This window comes from Sphingomonas sp., from assembly GCF_050725575.1.
Classification (GTDB): domain Bacteria; phylum Pseudomonadota; class Alphaproteobacteria; order Sphingomonadales; family Sphingomonadaceae; genus Sphingomonas.
In genome coordinates this window covers 22,248-42,265 of the sequence record NZ_JBOHHW010000005.1, presented here as the reverse complement: position 1 = coordinate 42,265, position 20,018 = coordinate 22,248, and the positions used below count along the sequence as shown (strand labels likewise).

The following is a 20,018-nucleotide window of genomic DNA, read 5'->3' as shown; positions in this document are numbered from 1 at the left end:
GTGACCCGATAAATGCGCGACGGCCGGGATCGCGGTTGCCCGCATAGGCGACTAGAGCAGATAGACCACCAGATATCGCGCAACCAGCGCCAGCATCACGGCCCGGCTCACCCGCTCGCCCCGGACCAGCATCGCCGTGATCATCAAGCCGGCCAGGACCAACGTCAGTGTTAGCGATAGCGGCTGGACAAGGAGCGGCGCCAGCTTGGGTAGGCTTGCATACCAACCGAGCTGGCACAGCAGCAGGATCAGCAACACCCCCAGCACGATCCGGCGCACACGGAAAAAATGCGCGTCCAGGTCCGACATCACATCAGGATCGCGCGGAAAGGCGAGGCGCGCCGCAAGATAATAGGCGCCAGTGAAGCAGGTCACGGCCATCAGCGAAAATCCGGACACGGTGATCATGCTGCGCGTCACCCATCCCGCCATCCAGAAGGACAACAGGTCGAGCAGGACGAACACGCCCAGCAGCGGCGTCAACCAGCCGATCCGCACCATCGATCCGGCGTTCAGCCGCGCCTCGATCACGCGTGCGAGCCCGCCCAGCACTTCAACGATCGACAGGCCGAGCAGCAGGCCGAATAATGCAAAGATGAATTCAAATTCGCTCATACCTGCCCCCCTGCGCTGCCGATTCTCATAATGACGCGCTCAAGTCGAGCAAGGCCGCGCTCTACTCGCGCCATAAGGCGAGTTGGCCCGAATGGTCGAAATGCCCGCTCCTGGGTCGGTAGCGGTCATTCCGGTTACAGGTTCGCGACCTAGATCAATCCCGCCAGCGGGCTGGACGGATCGGCATAACGCCGCTTGCCCATACGCCCCGCCAGATAGGCCATCCGCCCGGCCTCGACACCCGCCTTCATCGCCGCCGCCATCAGGATCGGATCCTTGGCCTCGGCGATCGCGGTGTTCATCAGCACGCCGTCGCAGCCCAGCTCCATCGCCGCCGCCGCGTCGGACGCGGTGCCGACGCCGGCATCGACCAGCACCGGCACGCTTGCGCCCTCGACGATCAGGCGGATCGTCACCTGGTTCTGAATGCCGAGCCCCGATCCGATCGGCGCGCCGAGCGGCATGATCGCCACCGCGCCGACATTTTCCAGCCGCTTCGCCGCGATCGGATCATCGACGCAATAGACCATTGGCTTGAAGCCTTCATTGGCGAGGATCTCGCATGCACGCAGCGTTTCGACCATGTCGGGATAGAGCGTCTTCGCCTCGCCCAGCACCTCGAGCTTGACCAGTTCCCAGCCGCCCGCCTCGCGTGCCAGCCGCAAGGTACGGATCGCGGATTCGGCGTCGAAACAGCCCGCCGTGTTGGGCAGATAGGTGATCTTCTTGGGATCGATGAAATCGGTCAGCATGGGCGCGTTCGGGTCCGACACGTTGACGCGACGCACGGCGACGGTCACGATTTCGGCACCCGACGCTTCGACCGCCGCGGCATTTTGCGCAAAGTCGCGATATTTGCCGGTGCCGACGATCAGGCGCGAACGGAAGGTCTTGCCCGCGACGGTCCATGTGTCTGCCGCTCCTTCGGTCTTGATCGGCGTCTGGATGGTCATGATGTGCGATGCTCCACGATATTGGCGAGGCCGCCCACTGTGTCGCGGACGAAGAAGCGGCGAACGCCCCATGGCTCGTCGGTCAGCGGATAGGCGATGTCCAGCCCCTGCGCGACCGCCCGGTCATGGCATTCGTCGACATTGTCGACTCCAACCGAATAATCCGGCCGCAGCCCCGATGGATCGTCCGTGATGACACTGATTTGCGCCCCCTCATGCCCGGGTGCGCGATAGGTCGAGATGAAATCCAGCTCCATGGCGAGATCGAGCCCAAGCACCCCGGTAAAGAACGCCCGCCCCGCCGCGCCGTCGTGGGCATAGCGATTCGGCACAATCCGCGTCGCGCCCATTCCGCCACCGACGAAATGCACGATCTCCAGCTCGTCGCCATCCTCGATCATGACTTGCCCAAGCGTCGAGCGCGGCACGATCTCCAGATTGCGCTCGACCGCGACCTTTTCCGGCACGAGACCGAGATCGGCGGCGAGTTGCGCGATGGTCAGTCCAGCCGCGACGCGGCGATGCTCGCCATTGACGCGGATCGAGACGGTGCCGTCGGTATGTGTCATTGCTACTCCGGAACGACGCGCGATTTGATCACCCGCCCCAGGGCATATAGGAAACGCTGGCCCGCACCCGCAACCGCCAAACCTGAAACAGAAAGTCCTGACCTTGGCCGATACGATTTACGTCCTCAACGGTCCGAACCTCAATCTCCTGGGGCTACGCGAGCCGGATATCTATGGCACCGACACGCTTGACGATATCGCCGGTCAGCTTGAGGATCGCGCGCGCGCCCTCGACCTGAAGATCGACATGCGCCAGTCGAATCATGAAGGGCATCTGATCGACTGGATGCACGAGGCTCAGGCAGAGGGCGCCAAGGCGATCCTACTCAACGCTGGGGCCCTCACGCACACATCGCTGGCGCTGTATGACTCGATCCGGTCGATCAAAACGCCGGTGATCGAGGTGCATATTTCAAACCCCGCCGCGCGCGAAGCATATCGCCACCAGAGCTATGTCGGCATGGCGGCGAAGGGAACCATCGCCGGCTTCGGCGCGCTTTCCTATCTGCTGGCGCTTGAAGCCGCCGCCCGTCTCTGACAGGACGCGTGCCCAATAAGGGAGCATAAGGGTCGCATGGCCGAAAACGAACAATCCGCCGTCCAGAATGATGCCCAGAACGACGCGATGCGAATCGATGTCGATCTGGTCCGTCAGCTTGCACAATTGCTGGACGACACCAGCCTGACCGAAATCGAGGTCGAGGATGGCGGCCGCAAGATTCGCATCGCGCGCAAGGCTGCGGCGGCCGCAGCGGTGCATTACAGCGCCGCGCCGTCCGCGCCCGGCGCCACCGCGCCGTTGCTGCCGGCAGCGCCGGTGGAAGCCGTCGCTGCGCCGGTCACCGCCGCCAATGCGGTCAAATCGCCGATGGTCGGTACCGCCTATCTGTCGTCCGATCCCGAGTCGAAGCCGTTCGTGGCGGTCGGCGACAAGGTCGCGGCCGGCGCGACGCTGCTGATCGTCGAGGCGATGAAGGTGATGAACCCGATCCTCGCGCCCAGCGGCGGCACGGTGAAAGCCGTGCTGGTCGAGAATGGCCAGCCGGTCGAATTCGACCAGCCGCTCGTGGTGGTCGACTAACATCATGAAGCAGATCAAGAAGCTGCTGATCGCCAATCGCGGCGAGATCGCGCTGCGCATCCACCGGGCGTGCCATGAAATGGGCATTCAGACGGTGGCGGTGCATTCGACCGCCGATGCCGATGCGATGCATGTGCGGCTCGCCGACCAGGCGATCTGCATCGGCCCGCCGCCCGCGGTCGACAGTTATCTCAACATCCCGAACATCATCTCGGCCGCCGAAATCTCCGGCGCCGATGCGATTCACCCGGGCTATGGCTTCCTGAGCGAAAACGCCAAGTTCGCCGAGATCGTCGAGGCGCACGACATCATCTTTGTCGGGCCGAAGCCCGAGCATATCCGCACCATGGGCGACAAGGTCGAGGCGAAGCGCACCGCCGGTGCGCTCGGCCTGCCGCTGGTGCCCGGATCGGACGGCGCGATCAGCGATATCGCCGAGGCGAAGAAGATCGCGGCCAAGGTCGGCTATCCGGTGATCATCAAGGCCGCCTCGGGCGGCGGCGGGCGTGGCATGAAGGTGGTCAACGACCCCGAAAGCCTCGAAACCCAGATGCTCCAGGCCGGCACCGAGGCGAAGGCCGCGTTCGGCGACGCGACCGTGTACCTGGAAAAATATCTCGGCAATCCGCGCCATATCGAATTCCAGGTGTTCGGCGACGGCGAGGGCAATGCGATCCATCTCGGCGAGCGCGACTGCTCGCTGCAGCGTCGTCACCAAAAGGTGCTCGAGGAAGCACCCTCGCCCGTGCTCGGCCAGGAAGACCGTGACCGCATGGGCAATATCTGCGCCAAGGCGATGGCCGATATGGGCTATCGCGGCGCGGGCACGATCGAATTCCTGTGGGAAGACGGCGAGTTCTACTTCATCGAGATGAACACGCGGCTGCAGGTCGAACATCCGGTGACCGAGGCGATCACCGGGCTCGACCTGGTGCGCGAACAGATCCGCATCGCGGAGGGCCATCCGCTGACCTTGCGCCAGCAGGACGTGATTTTTCGGGGCCATGCGATCGAATGCCGTATCAATGCCGAGGATCCGCGCACCTTCGCCCCCTCACCGGGGCTGGTGAAGCAGTTCCACGCGCCGGGCGGCATGAATGTCCGCGTCGATAGCGGGCTCTATGCCGGCTATAAGGTGCCGCCTTATTACGACAGCATGATCGCCAAGCTGATCGTCTATGGCACCACCCGCCAGGGTGCGCTGCGCCGCCTGCGCCGTGCGCTCGAGGAGTTCGTGATCGAGGGGATGAAGACCACCATCCCGCTGCATCAGGCGCTGCTTGAGGATCCGGATTTCCAGAACGGCGACTATACGATCAAATGGCTTGAGGAGTGGCTGGCGAAGCAGGACGCCTGATCATGGGCGGGTATGGGCCAATGTCGGTGAGGTGACCAGCGAGGGGAGAAGCGCATGACGCCGGGATCATTTCGGAAGTCGCTCCTGGTTGCGGGAGCAGCTCTTTTCCTGCTCGGACTTCTGCAAGGGGTCGCCGTTCATTCCTTCCTGAATCCCAGAATGGCTCTTTCGGCTCACCTCACTGCGGTTCAAAGCGGCATGGCGATCATGATTGCCGGCCTCGTTTGGCCCACAATCACGCTCGCACCAATTCTCAAGGATGTCGCACACTGGACGCTTGTCACCGGAATGTACGGCCTTTGGATCGCTTTGACGCTGTCAGCCGCGACGGGTGCCAGTGATGCCTTGCCAATTGCCGGTGCCGGCTATTCGGCGGCTCCCTCTACCGAGCAAATGGTTTCGGCGCTGATCGTCATCAGCAGTGCCTTGATGGTCTTGGGATGGGGCCTGCTCACGATAGGCCTGTTTCGTTCGAAACAAGCCTAGTCTGTAACCACGACGGCTGCTGTCATTGACAAATAATGCTAACATCGCGTCGTTGAAACCAATCACCATGCCATCATTCCGGATGCCCGCGACACTCGTACAAAGGCTTGTAAATATACTATTCAAGCTATTGAATATTCATCGATATATTACAGTGTCGACACACCGGCCGGACGCTGGAGATATGCGACAATAGGGTGTCCCATATCTCGCCCGCCAAGCAGAGCGATCACATCGCGCTCAGAGGTGGCTGGCCTGCCGGGAAAACCCGGGCACCCGGAATCAAACCGCCGGCGGATCGGACGAAGTCGCCCGATCCGCCGGCCGGTTCCTAGAAGCCGTAGCTCAGGCGGAGATAGCCGAACTGGCCCGGTGCGTCATAGGTGGTCGGATCGTAATTGTTCAGGCTGCAGCTGCCGCAGCCCGGCGGATCCTGGTTGAACACATTGTTCACCCCGGCCGTCAGCTTGAAGCGGTGATCCATGAAGGACGGCGAGAAGCCGAGCTGGATGTCGCCGTAGAAGCGCGAATCCATCCGTTGGACCACGCGTTCCGGAGTGATCTCGGTCACCGCGGACACATAACGTCCGGTAAATGCGGCGGAGAAGCCGCCGATCGACCAGTCGAGCGTCGCATTGCCCTTGAACTTGGGGAATGCCTGGTCCGGGCTGCCGCGCTCGGTACCGGCACGCTGGATGACCACAAAGCCATTCGAGGCCGCGAGCGTGTATTTCAGCAACCGCGTTGCGTTCACGGCCAGGCCGAACGTGCCGAACGACGTCGGCGGCGCACGATAGGCGAGCGTGAAATCGAGGCCGTGAGTGTTGATGGCATCGAGATTTTCCAGCGTGGCGTCGATCTCGTTGATGAAGCCGTTCCGGGTGCGGACAATTTGCGCGCAACTGGCGGCGTCGCCACGCAGCGCGCAATTCTGCAGCTTGAGGTTGGCATCCACCGCTGAAATCGCGTTGGTCACGCGGATGTCATAGTAATTGACCTCTGCACTGAGGCTGCCGCCGCCGCTGCGCGCCCATTGCGGCGAATAAACCGCACCGAACAACATGCTGCGCGACTTCTCCGGCTTCAGATTGGCATTGCCCTTGGTCAGCACGGGCAGCTGGCCACCCTGATCTTCTGCATAACTGCCATTGGCGGGAACGCCGTTGGCGATGCAGTTTGCCCGCACGGTGGCGTTGCTCTGGAACAGGCCGCCGGCCGCGCTGGTGCACGGATCGTTCGCCGGCAGATCGAAGCGCGAGCGCGCGCCGAACAATTCACCGAGGCTCGGTGCACGGAAGCCGGTCGCATAGGAACCGCGGAACAGCACGTCGCTGGTCGGTTTCCACAAACCGGTCGCGGTATAGGTCGTGCTGCCTCCGGTGATCGTGTAGCTGGCGTGGCGCACCGCGCCGTCGACTTCGAGCAACTGGAAGAACGGCTTGTCCTTAAGGAGCGGCACGCGCAACTCGCCATAGATTTCGTCCGAATTGTAGCGGCCTCGCGCCGGCAGCGCGGGGATGTCGGCGCTGAGCCCGGCAGCAACGATCGGATCGGGATCGAAGCTTGCGGCCTGGACGCGATGTTCATAGCCGATCGCGAAGGCCAGCGGTCCCGCCGGCAGATCGAACAGCTCTCCGCTCAGATTGGCGGTATAATCGTACAGCTGTTGCGAACTGCGATCACGCTGCGTGAAGGCGATGAAGGCGAGCTGATCAGGCGTGATCGAGCCGACTCCGCCGAACAGGTTGAGCGGGACGCACGCGCCGGTGCATTGCGACAGCGGCCCAACCGCCTGTGCGACGCGGGCCGCATTGACGTTGCCGGTGAAGCTCTGCTTCGCATCGTTGAAGCCGATCACCGTATTGACGTCCCAATACCAGTGATGGTCGCCAACCTGGAACGAGCCGTCGAGCGTGGCGGATGCCACCATCGTATCGACGCGCTGATTGAAGGTGCGCTGCCCCGCCTCGACTAGGCGACGGGCAATGAAGCTGTAATTCTGCGGCGCCTCGCCCGGCTTGCCTGCCGAGAGGGTGTAGCCGAATGGATTATAGGGATTGGTCGCGTCGATCGAGAGCGTATCGAACAGGCTGCCGGCACCATTGCCGGCGTCCGGGCCGATGAACAGCGGTTCGAACGCCGCCTGGTTCTCGGAGTTGCGGCGGTTATACTGCATCTTCACGCGCAGATTTACGTTCGACGTCACTTCCTGCTTGTAGCTAAGCCACGCGCCGTAGCGCTCTGATGGCGTCATGATGTAGTTGAACGGCGCGAAGTTGAAGCGGTCAGCGGCGGTAAAGGGCCGCAAATCTGCGAGCGTCGGGTGGTTGTTGGGCGGATTGCCGATGGTGAGGTTGCCGAAATCGCCGAGGAAACGGCCATGGACCGCCGCGCTGGAGCAACCGCCGATCGGGTCGGTGCAGGACGTCTGGCCGGGGTTCGGGAACTGCGAGATCGAGCGGTCGCTTGAGCGCACCGCTTCCTGCTTCACATAGCTCGCCCCGACGACGAGGTTGGTTGCGTCACCCTTGATACCGTAACTGATCTGGTAATCCTGGGTGTGCCCGTCGCCCTGGCGGTACGTGCCGAACTGCGCCGATGCGCGCAGGCCTTCCTGCTCCGCCACAGTGATGATGTTGACGACGCCCGCGATCGCGTCCGACCCATAGAGCGGCGACGCGCCCGATTGCAGCACCTCGACCCGCGCGATCATGTTGGTCGGAATGGTGTTGAGATCGATCGTCGACGGCATGCCGCTGCCAGCGGTGCCGGGCACGAAGCGCATCCCGTCGACCAGCACCAGTGTGCGCTTGGCGCTGAGGTAGCGCAGATCGATTTCGGACGAACCGGCGCCGACGCCGCCGCCGTCGGGTGGATTGCCGAGATTGCCCGAATTGTTGAACTTGGTGTTGAGCCCGCCGGCCGCGCTCGGCAGCCGCTGGAGAACGTCGGCAACCGAGGTCAGCCCGGTCTTGGCCAGCGCATCCTGATCGACGGTGATGACGGGCGAGGCCTGGTCGAGCGGATCGCGGCGAATGCGCGAGCCGGTGACGACGATGTCCTCACCTACCGCAGCATCGGTCGCCGCGGTTTCTTCGGGTGCGGCTTGCGCGAACGCCGGTGCAGCGCACAGCGCCGTGGTGAGCGCGAACGCCGCGATACCGGCGTGCATCATGATCTTGGATTGTCGCATGATATTTCCCCCTGTTAGGTGAGATACTTACTTGCCCATGACCAAAGTGTGACAAATACTTCTGTCTCAGATCAAGCGGCATCGTCGGTTTGACGGTCTAACAGTGCAAATCGAGCGACCATCGTGGCCCGTCGGCCACATGATAGCGCCGGACAGAGCGGGAAAGCCTGGCGTTAATCTAGGGTCCAGACCCATAACTAGCGAGGATCAAGACAGCCTTGTCCGGGATGCTGTGGGAGGAGGGCACGCTGAACAGGGCCTGCCCTCCGTTCGAGCGTTCCGACGCGCCACAGCGCCCGGACAAGGCTGCCGCGACGAAAAGGGCCGCTGGAACGGACGCTTGCCAGATAGACACCGCTATCCGGCGGCGCGCCCTCCCTCCCAGCGATCCTTTTCGTCTCCATCTCGACGGCGACCGGGAGAAACGGGCGCTTCACCAAGGGGTAGGTCGGATTCCGCCCCCTATTTGCGCGTGAATTTGTCGCCGCCCAATTCCAGCGTGGTGATCTGCCCGGCCGAACCGAAGGTGAAGCCTACCGGCGTCTGGCCGAAAACGCTCATCTGGCCCGGGCTTTTCCACCGCGCCTTGAACTTGTCTTTGTCGTCATGGTCGAGCACCGCCGAAACCGCCGGGCGCGCGAGCACCAGCTTACCGTCGGCCAGCGTGATGATGATGTCGCCGAGCATGGCGCTCGAATAGGTACCGGCATAGCGATCGAGCGCGAGCGTGGGCGGCGACACCGTCGCCGTCGCCGGCGCGGTCTTTTCGCGCGCGATCCGGGCCGCGTCGTCGCTTGCCTTCTTCAGGACGGCGCTGTGATCGGTTACCGGGCCGCCGAGAAAGGCGTCGAGCACACGCAGCTCCACGGCGGCGCCCAGCATGTTCGGCATGCTGTTGGTCAGAACGACCACACCGAGCTTTTTCTCCGGCATCATCGCGACGATGCTCTGCATCCCATCGATCGCGCCGGAATGCTGAACGATTTTCTGCCCGCGATAGTCCTGAACACCCCAGCCCAGGCCATATTCGGTGAATTTGAAGGTGGTGGTCGGGGCACCCCGCGGCACGATCTGGCCAGTGTGCATCTCCGCCAGGGTCGCAGGCGCGATCAGCGGCTTGCCCTCGAAAATACCGCCGCCCAGCTGCAGGCGCACCCATTGCGCCATGTCGTGCGCGCTGGAATTGATCACACCGGCACCGCCGACATTGTCGATCAGGCGATACTCGATCGGCGTTACCTTGCCATCGACGCGCACATGTGGGGCCGCGACATTGGCCAGCCCTTTCAGCGCAGTGATACTGGTATAGCTGCGGCCCATGCCGAGCGGTGCGAAGATGCGGCCAGCGATGAACCTGTCATAGCTTGTGCCGGCAACCGAGGAGACGACTTCACCCGCAACGATGAACATTTCGTTCTGATACTGGAACTGGTTGCGGAAACCGATCGATTCGGTCTGGAACTGCATCCGCCGGATGATCTCCTTGCGATCGAACCCGGACCCGTACCAGAGGTTGCCATTGGTAACCACGCCGGTGCGGTGAGACAACAAGTCGCGGACCGTGGCGTGGCGGGTGACATAAGGATCGTCCATCTCGAACGACGGCAAATAATCATGCACCGCCCCGTCCCAAGCGATCTTTTTCTCGTCGACCAGCATGCCGAGCGCCGCTGCGGTGAAGGCCTTGGTCGCCGATCCGATCGCGAAGACCGTGTCGGGATCGACCTTGCCCGCCTTGCCTTCCTCACGAACACCGAAGCCTTTGGCGTAGACGATCTTGTCGTCCTTGACGACTACGACGGCCGCGCCGGGGACCTCCCAGGCCTGCCGTGCCGCCTCGATATAGGCATCCAGCCCCTCAAGCGCGGCGCTGGTCGAGGGAGAGGATGGTGTTGCGGGGGCGGGTGCCGTGGTGGCGGTCTGTGCCAGAGCCGGAAGCGCCGGCGAGATCAGGGTCAATGCGGTTGCGGACAGAATGACATGCTTCATTCGCGCGATCGAGATCATGATGTGGCTCTCCCCCGTTATGGCGGGGAATCGTGGCTGAAATTGTGCTGAATTTCAACCCGATTGGGACAAAATAATCCCATTCAGGTGATTATTTTCGATTCTAGCGATTGCATTTTCGCGTTCCGACAGGGTGACATGGAAAACCTGACCGATAGCAGCCCATCAGTTCGAGCCGTACCCGAACCTCCATCGTCTTTGATATCGACGGCGGCAATCGACCGGGGCTATGATGTTCATGCCGGATTGCAGGCGTTCGCATCCTCATGGATGATCACGGCATGAAAACGCTCCTTCTCCCATTGCTCCTCACTGCCGTCCCCGCTCCGGTGGACCACCCGCGCACCTATCTGCTGTCGATCGGCGCCATCCCGTTGAAAGATACGCAGAGCATCCAGGCCTTTTCCATCGAGACCTGGGGCGTCGAATTTAAGTCAGTATGCCACATACCCCCAGGATGGCGTATCAAAGCTGGCGGGAGCGCAACGCCCAACGGAGAACTGGGGGGTGTAGGGAGCCAGGGAGCAACATGGTTTAACCATGGCACCCCAAAAGAGCTTCGCAATCTTGTGCTCGTTACACTTTACGACCGCGTGCAGCAGGACGATATCCACTCTGCCGACGGCAGCGGACTCGTTCCCGCGACATTCAAGGGGTACGCCACGATTTCGACGGACGACGGGGAGCAAAAGCTGCCCCTCACCTACAAAAACGTGACTCTGGTACCAGCCCGCCAATGTCCAGCATCATAAACGATCGTCGGTTATCCGCACTAGGATCGCCTGGTCAAAAACCTCGACGCGAGCCAGCGCCTGGCCGGTTCATCGAATAATTTGAGCGACGCGTACGCCACTGCGACCGAAATGATCAGCACGCCGAGGCCAGCCAATGCCCCCTGCAGGGGCGGAACCTTCCGGTCGACCACCCAGCCGATATAGATATACATCAGCGGATAATGCGTGATGTAGAGCGGATAGGACAGGTCGCCGAAGAACCGCGCGACCCGTACCGACGGCCCGTCAATCCGCTTCTCACCGGCGCCGATCGCAACGATCAGCGGGAACAGCAGGATCACGCAGCCGGCCTCGTACAGCCCGTTGACCCAGAGCCGCTCTGTGCCCCCGAAGCGGGGCAGCGACAAGGTGACGATCAGCATCAAGCTGCACAGCCAGAAAGCGCCGGGCAGCCGGATCCGCGTGCCGAGCCGCATCAGCAGGATGCCGGCAAAGAAGGGGAACATCACCCGCGTCACGCCAATTGTGAGCCCGTCGGCGTCAAGTGACCAGCCGCCGATCAGATCGCCCCGCTTGCCCATGACGAGCAGCAGGATGAGCGCAACCGCGGACAGCGCAACCAGCACTTCAAGGCCGCGATTGGACAGTCGCCGCAGCCCCATCGCATACAGGATATTGGCGCAATATTCGTAGAACAGCGACCATGCCGGGCCGTTGAGCGGGTAGGTTTCATTCCAGCCGCGAATGTCCGCCGATTTGGGCAGCGGGATCATCGTGCAGCCGATCAGCATCACGAGGATGACCTGCCAAATGGTAGTGCCCGGAGCCTTTGGGAAAATGGTCGAGTCCTGGAATACGAACAGTGCCGCGCCAACCACGCTGCCCACCACCACCATCGGCTGGAGCCGGATCAATCGCCGCTTGTAAAACTCCCACTGCCCCATGCCGCCCCAGCGATCGTCATAGGCATAGGCAATCACGAAACCCGACAGCAGGAAGAAGAAATCGACCGCCAGATAACCGTGATTGATGATCTGCTTCTGCGGATCATTGCCGGCATAGGCCTCGAACAAATGGAAGACGACAACTAGAAGCGAGGCGACACCGCGCAGCCCGTCGAGAATGACATAATGGCTCTTCGCCGGTGCCGTGGCGTCGGTCGAGGTGGCGGCGGCGCTAATCGGCATGGTCATCCATTGCTGGCAGGGGGCAAGGCGCTTTTGTGAACGTTCTCAAGAGAGATCGCAACAAGCATTCGATCGCCTGCTTTCACCACTCGCCCTTCGGCGCGGCCAGTGGTTTAAAAGGCTCTGAACGACCAGAACTGGGTGGTTTGCTGATCGTCTCCTTCATAGCGATTCGATCGCGTAGTGAGCACAAGGTACATGTCGCCGCGCATCAGTTGATGATTTCGCCTCGTTCTTCTGAGCGCAGTGCGGTCAGTCGTTCTCTCCACATCTGTAGTGCTTCGGGCGTCAATCTGGTCCAATGTGTGATTTCGCCAGTGACCTTGAGCGGTGCGCTGCTGCGATACGACCGAGTGGGGTTGCCGGGAAATTTCTTGTCGGTCACGTTCGGATCGTTCTCGAATGTCCCGGTCGGCTCTACGGCATAAACACGCGGCGCTGCGCCGCCTTTAGTGAGTTCCGCCGCAATTTCAGCGGCAAGCCCGGCGCCGTCCACAATGGAAGTGAAGTAGATGTGGTTCATCACCACTTCAGGACGATAGTTTGACCGGTATCCTGCGGTGAGGAAATCACCCACGCGCAAATCCGCGATTGTACCGTGAAAGAACGGCCCCTCGTCCGGCACATCGGTCATCGCGATCGTCCTTATCTTTTGAGACTGCTTTTAGTCAGTGAGCTGAGCGATGCCAGCATCCGGGATCGGGGCGGTCGCAGACGTTCAGACGCTTGCCACGCGAACGGCTGCCATCGGGTCATCGCAACGCCGGTCGTGAGGACTGCAAGTGATTGCATTGCGCCGTCAGCCAGCATCCGGGCCGCCGCGCCCGCACGCGCGGCGGAATAGCCTCGGTCTGCCGCGAGAGTCAGTCGGCCACGTCGACCGGGGTGGTAGCGATGATCACCGGGCGTGCGGCCGCCAGATCGCGCGCCGCCAGGCCGAAGGCTTTGAAGTGATCCGATCCCATATGCGACTGGACTGCGGCCTGATCGGCATAGAGTTCGTTGAAGACGTAACGGCGCTCGCCTTCGGCTTCACGCCACAGATCATAGTGGAGCACGCCTGGCTCGTTCCGTGATGCCGCAACACAAATGCTGGCGGCGGCTTCGAACGCCTTTTCTTCCCCCGCCTTCACGGTGACGAACGCGATCACTTTTATAGACATCAGATTCTCCATTGTCGTTGCTATGCGCTGTGGTCCCGCCTCCGAAGACAAGCAAGCCGGCCGCTCAACGTTATAGCCCGCCGGATGAACGTGAGGACGGGAAGCTCCAAGGCGCCAAGGCCATCTCTCATGCCAGACCGGTCAAGCCAGGCTGGCCGAGGGAAGGACGACCGTATGGCCCTGCGCGTCGGTGACGGCATAGGTGAACCCCTTCATCAGCGCGAAGGCGCCGACGTTGCCGGCGCGGTCGATCGCGAGGAACCCGACCTGCGCGCCCTTGATCGCATCGCCGCGCAGCGTCGCGATGTGGAGCACCGCCTCGCGGCATGCCGCCTGAGCCGTCATGCCCGCGCGCATCGAGGCAACGACGCGCGCGGTGCCGGCGATACGGATCACTTCCTCGCCGACTCCGGTCGAAGTGGCGGCGCCGACGCCTGCCTCGACGTACAGGCCGCAGCCAACCTGCGGGCTGTCGCCGACCCGGCCATGCATCTTGAACGCCATGCCCGACGTCGTGCAGGCACCGGCGAGGTTGCCCTTCGCGTCGCGGCCGAGGATGCCGATCGTATCATGATCCAGCGCGCCGCCGGGGGCGCGCTTATTCTCGATATTGGCGACCGGCTTGTAGTGCGAGGTCTTGAGCCAGTCGCGCCACGCCGCCTCCGCTTCGGGCGTGAGCAGCTTTGCCCGAGGAAAGCCATTGGCGAGCGCAAACTGAGTGGCGCCCTCCCCGACCAGGAAAGTATGCGGAGTCTTCTCCATCACTGCGCGCGCGACCGACACGGCATGGACCACATCCTCAAGCGCGGCGACTGCGCCGACCCGGCCGGTATCGTCCATGATCACCGCATCGAGCGTGACGCGGCCGTCGCGATCGGGATAGCCGCCATAGCCGACCGAATGATTGGTCGGATCGGCCTCGGGCACGCGCCCGCCCGCTTCAACCGCGTCGAGGATCGACCCGCCCGCCGACAACTTTTCGAACGCCGCCTTGTTGGCCGCTGCGCCGAAGTCCCAGGTCGACACGATCGTCGCCGGTCCGGCCACGGCGCCACTCTGGGCATTCGCGGCGGAGGCAAGGCCGAGCGCGGCGGCGCCGCCGAGCACGGTCCGGCGCGAGGGATGGAAAGGCGAGGCAGGGTTGGTCATAGCGGAAACGCCTTTCAGTGGCTGTCGATGATATGCCGAAGCGCGCGGACGATGTCCGGGTCGGTGGGACGCGGCGCCGGGCCGAACCCCAGCGCAGTGAGTTGCGGGGCGAGCGCTTCGCCCGGCTGGCTGGCAGAACCGTGCAAGTCGTGAATCCCGGTCGCGAGCACCGCTGCGGCATTGTCGGGGCGCACACCGGCGCCACCCATGATGCGGCAGCGATCCGCGGCGCGTTCGACCATCCGGACAATGGTCTCCACGCCCTGCGGCGCGCCCACCGCGCCACCCGAAGTCAGGATACGATCGAAGCCGAGCCGCGCTGCGATGTCGACCGCGGCGACAGGGTCGTCGATCACATCGACCGCGCGGTGCAGCGTCAGTCTGACCGTCGCGCTGTCCGCGCGTACCATCTCCACCCAGCGGGCGAGCCCCGCTTCGTCGAGTTGCCCATCCCGGACCGCACCGAACACCAGTCCGTCGATCCCCTGACCGATCAACGAGCGTGCCTCGGCGACGGCAAGCGCCATCTCCTCTGCGTCATAGGTGAAGCCGCCGCCGCGCGGGCGGATCATCGCATGGACCTTGACCCCGGCGGCACCCGCCAGGTCCAGCGCGGCGCGGGCCAGCGCTGTCGAGGGAGTGAGCCCGCCAACCATCAATGCCGAGCAGAGTTCGATGCGATCGGCACCTCCGGCGATCGCGGCGGCGATCCCGGCCATATCCTCGACGCAAATTTCCAGCTCTGCCCGGTTCATGCCCCCACTCTGCTCATGCCGCCGCCTTCAGCATCGCCCGCGACCAGCCGTGCAGCACCGCGATGGTCGTCAGGTCATAACGATTAATCACTCAGCCCTCCCTCGCTTTACCCAACCTGCCCCGGCGAGGCGCTGCCGTCCATGTGCGCCGTCACCGTCATCCACGCGCCCATAAAGCCTAGCCGTTTGCCGCGAAAACACCGTAGCGCTCGCGCCATGCGGCCACGTCGTTCTGCAGATGTGCGGGTGCAGGTTCCCCCGAGATGACCAGGCTGGCGACGTCGTTCTCTGGGTGCATCAACATCTTCTTCGATCCGTCGCTGAACCAGACAGGGATCAGCTGATCGCACAGGCTGTCGAGGATGATTGCGGCTATGTCATTCTCTATCGCGTTGCTGCCGGCGACCGCGCGGATGTTGATCGAGACGCCTTCGAAGCAATTGCGCGGCTCACGCACGAAATTGAGCGACACAAGCAGGCCGGACCGGTCCGGCCGGGCTTCATCGGGCATGCCGGCGACCCTTCGCCAGGCGCAGAACCATGTCCGGCAGATATCGGGGCGCACCGCATGGATGCCGCACCCATGCGAAGTGAGGTGCGTACAGGGCGTTCCCGCCGGCTTCTTGAAATCGGGCGTATCCACCGTGAGAACGGTGCAGCACGCGACGCAATCGCCGCAGTCGCGATGAGCGAGCAGCGGCCCGAGCAGAATGGTTTCCAAGTCCGTCTCGGCGTGCATCCCCGCAGGGGTGCCCCGACCCCGGCGGGAATTCAAGAGTCCGAGGTGAAATGATGCCCCCGAACCTTCCCCGCCGGCCATGATCTGGCCGCATGAACCCTTATATGATGGGCATATTGCTTCGATACCGGAGCAATTGTTGATGTGGGTGACGATGCTGTGCCTCGACCATCGGTGAACATTGGAAGCGCGGCCGCCCCTCCTCTGGCGCTGGAGCTTGCTGCGCAGGGCTTCGTTCGCCTGGCGCCCGACACAATCGATTGGTTACCGACCCCTGCCCTGGAGTCGAGTTGGACGAGCTTCGCGGACTCATGGAATCGGCTCGGCCTTGATCGTTATATGGCCGATGGCGGTCGCTATCGCCGCCGCCGCCACGCCGCATTGGCGATCACGCCGGACGCAATCACGCGAAAGCCGCACCAGCCTCATTTTCAGAGCCGTGACTATAACCAGCTGAATGGCGATGTGCAGCGCTGGTTCGAACCAATGGAGGATGCCGTCGCCGACAGCCCGATGATGCAACGGCTGCTCCGCGGCGCGACGCTTTGCTTTGAGGGCGCCGGCGAACGCGATGTGGCCGCGCATTGGCATGTCGAACTGCATCAGTTTCGGATCGAGACTACAGCGCAGACCCCGGGTCGCCCGACCCCCGAAGGAATGCACCGCGACGGGGTCGATTGGGTGTTGGTGATGCTGATCGACCGACTGAACGCCGCTGAAGGCGTGACCGAGATCCAGATTGCCGGTCGGCCGGAGATTGACCGCTTCACCCTGGCGGTACCAGGAGACGCTGTGCTGCTGGACGACCACAGAGTGATGCACGGCGTGACTGCGATCCGGCCAATCGATGCGGAGATGCCGGCGTATCGCGATGTCTTCGTCGCGACTTGGAGGGCGGAAAGCTCTGGCTGAGCTCGGTATTTTAGGACCTTCGTCGGGCGCGAAACCGACGGGCCCGCCGGGCCGATGTGCGGCACTGAGTTGACCCACGCGATGCGGTGTGGCTTGGGGACGGCATGGTAAAATCCGCAACCGATATCGTCCAGGACGTGATCAACACCGCAGTCGTCGATGCGATTCAGGCTTTGAAGGAAGCGTCGCAGGGCCTCCCCAATGCGCTCATCCGCGACCTGGCCTCGATTCATGCGAATACGGCCTTCAGCGACCTCCCGTCGGCGGTCCAAAAGGCGGTTGCGGCAAGCGTGCGCAACGCCTTCTCCCAGCTGCAGAGAAATGGCTATGTCATCGCTGAAGCGAAAAGCGTGCTTCCGGCTGCGCCTCGGCCAGCACCCGCCGGCGCTGTGGCCCGCGCGGATCGCGGGCCACGCCGTGCAACGCCCAAACCCGGCGGCCCACGTCGACCACCCGCCGGCAGGGACAAGCGCTGATCCTGATATTTCGGGGACGCGATACTAAACTATCTGCAGATTTCCGGATCGACTGAACGCAACGACACGCGCCGATCAGGTACAGTGTCCCCAAATCTCTCCCATGCTGCTCAACCACCCGCCGGGTTCGTTGCAGCCCCCTCGCCAAGCATTATCTGCATATAGACGCTATCCAGCCAGCGCCCGGCCTTCCAGCCCATGGCCGGGAGGCGGCCGACCTGCCGAAACCCCAGCGCCGCGTGAAGCGCGACAGAAGCGGGTTCGCCGCCGCCGATCACCGCGACCATTTGCCTGAAGCCATGGTTCGTGGCCGCAATCAGCAGGGCCGCCAGCAGCGCGCCGCCGATCCCGCGGCGTGCATGATCCACCGACACATAGATGCTGTCCTCACAGGCATAGGCATAAGCCGGCCGGTCGCGAAACTGAGTTGCGTAAGCATAGCCCAGCACCATCCCATCAGCGCAGGCCACCAGATATGGCCAGCCCTTCTCCGTGATATGCGCGATTTTCTCGCGAGTGGCGTCGATCGATGGCGGGATCGTCTCGTAGGTCGCGGTGCCGTGCAGAACATGATGGGCATAAATCGCGGCGATAGCGGCCGCGTCATCGAGCCGGGCCGCGCGAATCGCGATCGTCATTGCCGCGTCGCTTCCACGATCTCGCCATCCTCCTTTATTTCGGGGACATCATAATAAACTATCTGCAGATCTCCAGATCCAGCCATACGCAAACATGCGCGCCGATCAGGTAAGCGCCCTCAAATCTTTCCATGCCGAGCACAAGCACTTGCGAACTCTGGCCATGCCTGCGCAACGGGCGCGCCGCAGCGGGCTACGGCCGGCCAACATCCACCCGACAGCGCAACGGTTGTTACGCGCCTAAGTCCGCCTCCCGACCAAATCCACTAAACCAACTCCTCATATATGCGCTTGCATGTATATATACCATTATGTATGCTCTAGTCATGATCAACACCGTGCAGCAGCAATTGACCGCGATTTCGGAGCCGAACCGGTTCCGGATCGTCGAATTACTCCGGGATGGCCCGCGGTCGGTCGGCGGCATCGTCGACGGGCTCGTCATGGGCCAGCCCCAGGTGTCCCGGCATCTGCGGCTGCTCGCCGAGGTCGGCGTGGTCGAGGCAACGAAACACGCACAGCAACGGATCTACCGGCTGCGTCCGGAATCGATGCGCGAGCTGAGCGACTGGACGCAGCGATTCGCCGGCCTGTGGTCGGAACGGATGGACCGCCTCGGCTCCTTCCTTGACGGGACGGAACAGTGAGGAACCAGAACAGGCCTGGGGACGGCATTGTGATCGACGGATCACGCAATACCATCCGCATCAGCCGCACCTACGCCGCCAATGTGGGCCGTGCGTGGTGGGCATGGACCGACATCGAAGCGATCACGACATGGTGGGGCCCGGCGGGCTGGACCGCGATCGTGTACGAAATGGACGTTCGACCGGGCGGCCGGTGGCGGTTCCAGATCGCACCGGAGGACGGATCGGCCGGGCCGGTCCGCAGCGTCGCCACCTACGGCCTCGTCATTCCACACGCCGAACTGGCCTACGAGGACGCCTTCGCCGACGAGGCGTGGCAGCCCGACGGAACCGGCACCTTCCCGACCTCGGTCATCTTCGCCTCGGCTGGCACTGGTTGCCGCGTCGAAGTCGAGGCGAGCTTCCCCGACGGCCAGGCGCTCCGGCGAGCGGTCGAGCTTCGGATGGCCGAGGGCTATGCCGAGGCTCTCGACCGGCTCGGCACCCTGCTCAGAACACCACAGAAGGACACGATCATGCAGACCATCACCTCCGCCGACGGGACAACAATTGCCTACGAGATGACCGGCTCCGGGCCGGCCATCATCGTGATCAGCAACGTCGCCGAAGACCACACCGGCGTCGCCGGACTCGTCGAAAAACTGTCTGAGCACTTTACGGTCATCAGCTTTGATCGCCGCGGCCGGGTAGCCAGCGGTGACCCACAGCCCTACGACCCCGCCCGTGAACTCGATGACATTGCCGCACTCATTGGCATCGCGGGAGGTACCGCCGCCCTGACCAGCGGTTCCGGCGGCTGTGGGATCACACTCGACGCGGCGAGTGCGCTGGGCGACCGAGTGACGGGGGTCTACCTGTATGAGCCACCGTTCATCGTCGACGACGCTCGTCCACCGGCACCCGCCGGCTACTTCAAGCACGTTGAAAATCTGGTCGCGGCGGGCAAGCGTAGCGAGGCCGTCGAGTATTTCATGACTGAGTTGGTTGGCGTTCCAGTCGAGTACATCGAGCCGATGAAGCAGGACCCGTCCTGGGACGAGATGGCCCGCTACGCCCACACTTACGCTTACGAGGGCCGGATTCTTGATGGGCTCATGGACGGCAAACCCCTGCCTGCCGATCGCTGGTCGATCGACGCTCCGATAGCTGTCAGCGTCGGCGGCAACAGTGAATCGTACTTCCGCGTGGCTGCCGACGCGCTGGCCGCGCTCCTGCCGAACGTCACGGTGCTGACCTTGCCCGGCCAGGATCATGGCGCATTCTGGGCAGCGCCGGCGCCGGTCGCCGAGCAAATCCGCGAGTTTCTGCTCAACTGACGGGGCAATGCCGGCCGCCCTCGGGGGGCGTGTCAGGAGAC

At 63.1% G+C, this 20,018-nt stretch carries 20 protein-coding genes and 2 pseudogenes; 9 read left to right on the top strand and 13 right to left on the bottom strand.

Annotated features, from left to right (window positions below; all coding sequences use genetic code 11):
- Window positions 1-51 precede the first annotated feature (51 nt).
- The 4 genes and pseudogenes from ACRECS_RS05115 to thiS form a co-directional block, all read right to left on the bottom strand.
- On the bottom strand, window positions 52-615 hold the full coding sequence (locus tag ACRECS_RS05115; RefSeq protein WP_431581880.1) for a hypothetical protein: 564 nt from the start codon (window positions 613-615) through the stop codon (window positions 52-54).
- A gap of 149 nt (window positions 616-764) precedes the next feature.
- A pseudogene (locus ACRECS_RS05110) lies at window positions 765-1,532 on the bottom strand (sulfur carrier protein ThiS); the annotation flags it as partial.
- Window positions 1,533-1,564: 32 nt separating this feature from the next.
- Window positions 1,565-1,939 (bottom strand): VOC family protein, encoded by a 375-nt coding sequence (locus ACRECS_RS05105; protein WP_431582033.1) that lies wholly within the window; start codon window positions 1,937-1,939, stop codon window positions 1,565-1,567.
- Window positions 1,919-2,137, bottom strand: a pseudogene (gene thiS / locus ACRECS_RS05100) (sulfur carrier protein ThiS); the annotation flags it as partial. The pseudogene thiS and the gene ACRECS_RS05105, both read right to left, overlap by 21 nt.
- A 103-nt stretch (window positions 2,138-2,240) precedes the next feature.
- Between thiS and aroQ the strand changes: the two are divergent.
- Genes aroQ through ACRECS_RS05080 form a run of 4 tightly spaced genes read left to right on the top strand, consistent with a single transcriptional unit; the run spans window position 2,241 to window position 5,061 of the window.
- Entirely contained in the window at window positions 2,241-2,675 is a 435-nt protein-coding gene (gene aroQ, locus ACRECS_RS05095) for a type II 3-dehydroquinate dehydratase (protein ID WP_431581879.1), read from the top strand.
- Window positions 2,676-2,711: 36 nt separating this feature from the next.
- Window positions 2,712-3,218 (top strand): acetyl-CoA carboxylase biotin carboxyl carrier protein, encoded by a 507-nt coding sequence (gene accB, locus ACRECS_RS05090; protein WP_431581878.1) that lies wholly within the window; start codon window positions 2,712-2,714, stop codon window positions 3,216-3,218.
- A 4-nt stretch (window positions 3,219-3,222) separates the two neighbouring features.
- Window positions 3,223-4,575 (top strand): acetyl-CoA carboxylase biotin carboxylase subunit, encoded by a 1,353-nt coding sequence (gene accC / locus ACRECS_RS05085; protein WP_431581877.1) that lies wholly within the window; start codon window positions 3,223-3,225, stop codon window positions 4,573-4,575.
- Window positions 4,576-4,629: 54 nt separating this feature from the next.
- Complete coding sequence (locus ACRECS_RS05080; RefSeq protein WP_431581876.1) at window positions 4,630-5,061, top strand: hypothetical protein; 432 nt, start codon at window positions 4,630-4,632, stop codon at window positions 5,059-5,061.
- A gap of 331 nt (window positions 5,062-5,392) precedes the next feature.
- Here the strand turns inward: ACRECS_RS05080 and ACRECS_RS05075 are convergent, their stop codons facing one another.
- A complete protein-coding gene (locus ACRECS_RS05075) occupies window positions 5,393-8,254 on the bottom strand; it encodes a TonB-dependent receptor domain-containing protein (RefSeq protein ID WP_431581875.1) in 2,862 nt (953 codons plus the stop codon).
- Window positions 8,255-8,716: 462 nt separating this feature from the next.
- Complete coding sequence (locus ACRECS_RS05070) at window positions 8,717-10,261, bottom strand: serine hydrolase (protein WP_431581874.1); 1,545 nt, start codon at window positions 10,259-10,261, stop codon at window positions 8,717-8,719.
- A gap of 281 nt (window positions 10,262-10,542) precedes the next feature.
- Here ACRECS_RS05070 and ACRECS_RS05065 point away from each other — a divergent pair, with 281 nt between their 5' ends.
- Entirely contained in the window at window positions 10,543-11,013 is a 471-nt protein-coding gene (locus ACRECS_RS05065) for a hypothetical protein (protein ID WP_431581873.1), read from the top strand.
- Between the two features lie 20 nt (window positions 11,014-11,033).
- Here the strand turns inward: ACRECS_RS05065 and ACRECS_RS05060 are convergent, their stop codons facing one another.
- From ACRECS_RS05060 to ACRECS_RS05035, 6 genes are all read right to left on the bottom strand, one after another.
- Window positions 11,034-12,182: an acyltransferase family protein gene (locus ACRECS_RS05060; protein ID WP_431581872.1), complete on the bottom strand. Its 1,149-nt coding sequence runs from the start codon at window positions 12,180-12,182 to the stop codon at window positions 11,034-11,036.
- Window positions 12,183-12,393: 211 nt separating this feature from the next.
- On the bottom strand, window positions 12,394-12,816 hold the full coding sequence (gene arr, locus ACRECS_RS05055) for an NAD(+)--rifampin ADP-ribosyltransferase (RefSeq protein ID WP_431581871.1): 423 nt from the start codon (window positions 12,814-12,816) through the stop codon (window positions 12,394-12,396).
- Window positions 12,817-13,045: 229 nt separating this feature from the next.
- Window positions 13,046-13,345, bottom strand: a complete 300-nt coding sequence (locus ACRECS_RS05050) for a putative quinol monooxygenase (protein WP_431581870.1) — start codon at window positions 13,343-13,345, stop codon at window positions 13,046-13,048.
- A 141-nt stretch (window positions 13,346-13,486) separates the two neighbouring features.
- The gene (locus ACRECS_RS05045; protein ID WP_431581869.1) at window positions 13,487-14,494 is read right to left on the bottom strand and encodes a N(4)-(beta-N-acetylglucosaminyl)-L-asparaginase; all 1,008 of its coding nucleotides are present in this window, start codon (window positions 14,492-14,494) and stop codon (window positions 13,487-13,489) included.
- Window positions 14,495-14,508: 14 nt separating this feature from the next.
- Entirely contained in the window at window positions 14,509-15,249 is a 741-nt protein-coding gene (locus ACRECS_RS05040) for a copper homeostasis protein CutC (RefSeq protein ID WP_431581868.1), read from the bottom strand.
- Window positions 15,250-15,427: 178 nt separating this feature from the next.
- Window positions 15,428-15,988 (bottom strand): YkgJ family cysteine cluster protein, encoded by a 561-nt coding sequence (locus ACRECS_RS05035; protein WP_431582032.1) that lies wholly within the window; start codon window positions 15,986-15,988, stop codon window positions 15,428-15,430.
- A 339-nt stretch (window positions 15,989-16,327) separates the two neighbouring features.
- Here ACRECS_RS05035 and ACRECS_RS05030 point away from each other — a divergent pair, with 339 nt between their 5' ends.
- Together ACRECS_RS05030 and ACRECS_RS05025 are read left to right on the top strand one after the other, a co-directional pair.
- Complete coding sequence (locus ACRECS_RS05030) at window positions 16,328-16,900, top strand: 2OG-Fe dioxygenase family protein (RefSeq protein WP_431581867.1); 573 nt, start codon at window positions 16,328-16,330, stop codon at window positions 16,898-16,900.
- Between the two features lie 104 nt (window positions 16,901-17,004).
- Window positions 17,005-17,376, top strand: coding sequence for a hypothetical protein (locus ACRECS_RS05025; RefSeq protein WP_431581866.1), 372 nt, complete (start codon window positions 17,005-17,007; stop codon window positions 17,374-17,376).
- 110 nt (window positions 17,377-17,486) lie between these two features.
- On the opposite strand, the gene ACRECS_RS05020 is transcribed toward ACRECS_RS05025, so the two are convergent.
- Complete coding sequence (locus ACRECS_RS05020) at window positions 17,487-18,014, bottom strand: N-acetyltransferase family protein (protein ID WP_431581865.1); 528 nt, start codon at window positions 18,012-18,014, stop codon at window positions 17,487-17,489.
- A 326-nt stretch (window positions 18,015-18,340) separates the two neighbouring features.
- Between ACRECS_RS05020 and ACRECS_RS05015 the strand changes: the two genes are divergently transcribed.
- Both ACRECS_RS05015 and ACRECS_RS05010 read left to right on the top strand, forming a co-directional pair.
- Complete coding sequence (locus tag ACRECS_RS05015) at window positions 18,341-18,661, top strand: ArsR/SmtB family transcription factor (protein WP_431581864.1); 321 nt, start codon at window positions 18,341-18,343, stop codon at window positions 18,659-18,661.
- 29 nt (window positions 18,662-18,690) lie between these two features.
- On the top strand, window positions 18,691-19,977 hold the full coding sequence (locus tag ACRECS_RS05010; RefSeq protein ID WP_431581863.1) for an alpha/beta fold hydrolase: 1,287 nt from the start codon (window positions 18,691-18,693) through the stop codon (window positions 19,975-19,977).
- Window positions 19,978-20,018 lie beyond the last annotated feature (41 nt).